Source organism: Amycolatopsis sp. NPDC054798 (assembly GCF_053611505.1).
Genome location: NZ_JBSHAM010000165.1, coordinates 7,297 through 11,187 on the forward strand (window position 1 = coordinate 7,297; position 3,891 = coordinate 11,187).

The 3,891-nt window shown below is 71.8% G+C and carries 4 protein-coding genes; 1 reads left to right on the plus strand and 3 read right to left on the minus strand.

The window, feature by feature from the left end:
* The 3 genes from ACWGIC_RS43275 to ACWGIC_RS43285 all read right to left on the minus strand — a co-directional run.
* On the minus strand, window positions 1-1,258 hold a 1,258-nt coding region (locus tag ACWGIC_RS43275), incomplete at its 3' end, for a sensor histidine kinase (RefSeq protein WP_452081761.1).
* A complete protein-coding gene (gene cseB, locus ACWGIC_RS43280) occupies window positions 1,255-1,926 on the minus strand; it encodes a two-component system response regulator CseB (protein ID WP_452081762.1) in 672 nt (223 codons plus the stop codon). The genes cseB and ACWGIC_RS43275, both read right to left, overlap by 4 nt.
* Before the next feature lie 8 nt (window positions 1,927-1,934).
* Entirely contained in the window at window positions 1,935-2,468 is a 534-nt protein-coding gene (locus ACWGIC_RS43285; protein ID WP_452081763.1) for a hypothetical protein, read from the minus strand.
* Window positions 2,469-2,623: 155 nt separating this feature from the next.
* On the opposite strand from ACWGIC_RS43285, the gene ACWGIC_RS43290 reads away from it, so the two are divergent.
* Window positions 2,624-3,781, plus strand: coding sequence for a DUF418 domain-containing protein (locus ACWGIC_RS43290; RefSeq protein WP_452081764.1), 1,158 nt, complete (start codon window positions 2,624-2,626; stop codon window positions 3,779-3,781).
* Window positions 3,782-3,891: the final 110 nt, after the last annotated feature.

The following is a 3,891-nucleotide window of genomic DNA, read 5'->3' on the forward strand; positions in this document are numbered from 1 at the left end:
CACACCCCCCCTCCCCGGCGCGGTCCCGCCTCCTCCCACTCCCGCCGTGAGACCCCCCTCCCCCATCCTTGCCCCCCCCCCCCCCCGGCCGCTCCGGCAGCCGGAGCACCGCCCGCGCCCCGCCGCCGGGAAGGTTCGAGAACTCCAGCTCCGCGCCCAGCACCCGCGCCTGCGCGACCGCGATCGTCAACCCCAGCCCGTGCCCGCCGCCGCGCGCGTCCGTACCGGTCCGGAACCGCGCGGGCCCCTCCCGGAGCAGCACCTCCGGGTACCCCGGCCCTCGGTCGCTGACAATCACGCACCGGCCGTCCACCTCCACCGTCACCGGAGCGGCCCCGTGTTTGGCCGCGTTCGACAGCAGATTCGCCAGGATCCGCTCCAGCCGCCGGGGATCCGTCCGCACGCGGACCGCCGCCGGAGCCACCGCGTCCGGCACCCGGCGGCGGACGAACTCCGCCAGGTCGAGGTCCGCCAGATCCGCCCGCTCGGCCGCGGTGTCCAGCCGCGCCACCTCCAGCACGTCCTCCACCAGCGACCGCAGCGCGGCGACGCGGTCCCGGACCAGTTCGGCCGGACGCCCCGGCGGCAGCAGCTCGGCAGCGGTCACCAAGCCGGTCACTGGCGTCCGAAGTTCGTGCGCGATGTCCGCGGTGACCCGCTGCTCTGCGGCCAATCGCGCCTGCAACGCGTCCGCCATCGCGTCGACAGCCTGGGCGAGGTCGGCGGCTTCGTCTCGCGGACGCGGCCCGATCGCGTCGCGCACCCTGGCCGGAGCGCCGTTCGCGACGTCCCGGGCAGCGTCGGCGGCCCGCCGGAGCCGGCGCGCCATCCCCGCGCCGAGCACGACGCCCAGCAGCGTCCCGGCGACGGTGACGACAGCGGAACCAGCCAGCAGTTCCCGGTCCAAGGTGGCCAGTGCCTGCGTTTGCGATGCGTAACTGGCCCGGATCGAGACGACGTGCCCGCCGGTTTCGGCGGCTGCCCACAAAACCGGTCCGTCCAAATAGGTCGCCCGGTTGCCGCCGCGGACGGCGTCGCGCAGGGGAGCGGGCAGCGCCGGGTCGTCGAGCTGGCCGTCGACGCCGGGGTTGCGCAGCAGCAGCTGGATCCATTCGTCCTGCGCGTGCCGCGCCTGTTCGGCTTGGGTGCGCGCGAATTGCTGGTGCACCAGCAAACTCAGCGTCAGCGCGACGGCGGCCGACACGAGGGTCACCGCTGCGGTCAACCGCCACCGCAGCGTGGCCGGGAAGAGTTTCACGGTTCGGCGCGGAGCTTGTAGCCGAAGCCCCGCACGGTCTGCAGCCGTTCCTGGCCGATCTTCACTCGCAAACGTTGCACATGAACGTCGACCACCCGCGTATCGCCGCCCCACGCGTAATCCCAGACGCTGGCCAGCAGTGTGTCCCGGCTGAGCACGGTGCCGGGCGATTCGGCGAAGCGCAGCAACAGCCGCAGTTCAGTGGGCGTCAGGTCCACCGGCTGGCCCGCGCGGCGCACGTCCAGCCCGGCGCGGTCGATTTCCAGGTCTCCGAAGCGGACGAACGCGTCCTCCTCGGGCCCGGACCAGCCGCTTCGCCGCAGCACCGCCTGAATCCGCGCGAGCAGCACCGCGGTGTCGAACGGTTTGGTGACGTAGTCGTCGGCACCGGCTTCGAGCCCGAGCACGACGTCGACCGCATCGTCGCGGGCGGAGACCATCAGCACCGGCACCCGGCTTTCCTCGCGGATCCGGCGGCACAGGCTGACGCCGTTGAGGCCGGGCAGCATCACGTCGAGCAGCGCCACGTCCGGCGGCTGCGCGCGGAACCGCTCGAGCCCGGCCATGCCGTCCGCGGCCGTAGACACCCGGAATCCGGCGCGTTCGAGCGCGAGCTGCGTCGCTTCCCGGATCACGTCGTCGTCCTCGACGAGCAGTACCTGCGTCATGTCCCCTCTCACTCCGGCGAGAAACCGCGGCCGGTCCAGCGGTAGCGGGCGACCCCGTTGTCCGGTCCGGTCGCCGACATCGTGGCGAGCCGCCCGTCGAGCACGGTCAGCATGGCACCGGAGTTCTCCAGCTTGAACAGCTGTTTCCCGCCGATGGTGTAGACGTAGCCGCCGAGATACGCGCTGACCGGCACGCCGGTCGCGCCGCTGCTGCCGGTGCCCGGGGCTCCTACCGCCGCGCACGGGTACACGTTCACCACCACGTCGACCTCGCCGGTCAGCTCGTGATAGGCGGTGCTGACGGGATACGACCCGGCGATCGGGCCCTGCGCACACGGTCGCAAGGCTGCCTTCGTCCTGGCACTGACCGTCGGATCCGCGCGCAGCAGGGCGACCGCGTCCACGGTCGGGCCGCGCGGGTTGTTCGCCGGTGCCGGGGCGGCCGGCACCGGAGGAGCCGGCCCGGCGACGCGCACACCGTCCACATCGGAGCAAGCGGTGAGCGACAGCAGCGCGATCGCCGCGAGCACCGTCCTCCGCATGCTTTGCACAGTAGCCATTTTGCCCTCCGCGCGCCGCTCGGGAAGGGCTGTTACCTGACCGATGGGTTTCCTCCGGCCAGCCGCAACGCGGTCCGCCCCCGGCGGTGATCCGGCGCTCCTACCTTGACGGGGAAGCCATCAGGGAGAGGAGTCCGATGAGGACGGAAGCGGTGCTGGACCCGGCGGAAACCCGGGTGCCGAAAGGACGGCTGCTGGGCGTGGACGCGGTGCGCGCGCTGGCGATCGTCGGGGTGTTCATCGAACATTTCTTCGCGAGCGGCTGGCTGCACGGCGGCCCGCCCGACCAGGCCCCGGGGTTCCTGACGTGGCTGAACGTGCAGACGTCGTCCCGTGCGATGAGCCTGTTCGTGCTGCTGTTCGGGCTGTCCGCGGCGTTGATGAGCGGCGGCGCGACCCCGTACGCCGGGAGCGAGCGGTGGCGCGCCCGCGGCAGGCTGGCGGTCCGGGCGGTGGTGTTGTTCCTGCTCAGCCTGGTGATCGACGAGTACGGCATGTCGGTGATCGAGTACTACGCGGTGATCCTGCTCCTGCTGCTGCCGCTGACCCGGCTGCGCGCGCGGACGTTGTTCGTCCTGGCCGGAATCGCTGTCCCCGCGGTGACGCTTTACGCGTTCTGGGTGTTCAACGCCCATTCCGACTGGATGCGGTCCGGAGCCGAGACGGCGAGCGGGCTCGCGATTCTCGGCCACCCCGAACAGTGGGGCGAGTTCTTCAAGGGGATGGTGCTGTTCGGCGGCGGTTTCCAGGTCGCCTACGGCCTGCCGCTGGCGTTGGCGGGAATGGCGATCGGCCGTCTCGACCTTCGTGCGCACCAGGTCCGGATCCGGTTGCTGTACACCGGTTTCGTGCTCGCCTCCGCCTCGGTCCTCGGCTCGTGGATCGCGACGTATCCGCTGGGCGGAGCCGACGCGATCGCGACGACCCCGCCGCCCGGGATGCCGTGGCAGGTGCTCCTCGCGATGCCCACGGACGGCTCGCTGTACGCCACCAGCCCGCTCGGCATCGTGCTCATGATCGGCGTCGCGATGGTGCTGCTCGGCGGACTGCTGATCGTCATGGACCGGCCGCTCGGCCGTCGCGCGCTGTGGCCGCTCGCTGCGGCCGGCGGGATGGCTTTCACCTGGTACGCGGCGCATTTCGCGGTTTTGAAGCTGGTGCCGAAGCCGTACTCCTTCGTGTTCCTGGCTACGGTGGTCGCGGTGATGCTGGCCGCGTCGGCAGTGTGGCGGCACTGGCGGCGTCGCGGTCCGCTGGAGTGGCTGGTGCACCGGGCGACGCTGCTCGTGCCCTGACCGCCGCTTCGGTCCGTGAAGGGCCCCTTGAGGGAATTAGATTACCTCAAGGGGGCCGTCACGGACAGCCGAGGTTTGTCGCGCGCGGGTCGCCCGCAGGGTGCCCCCGA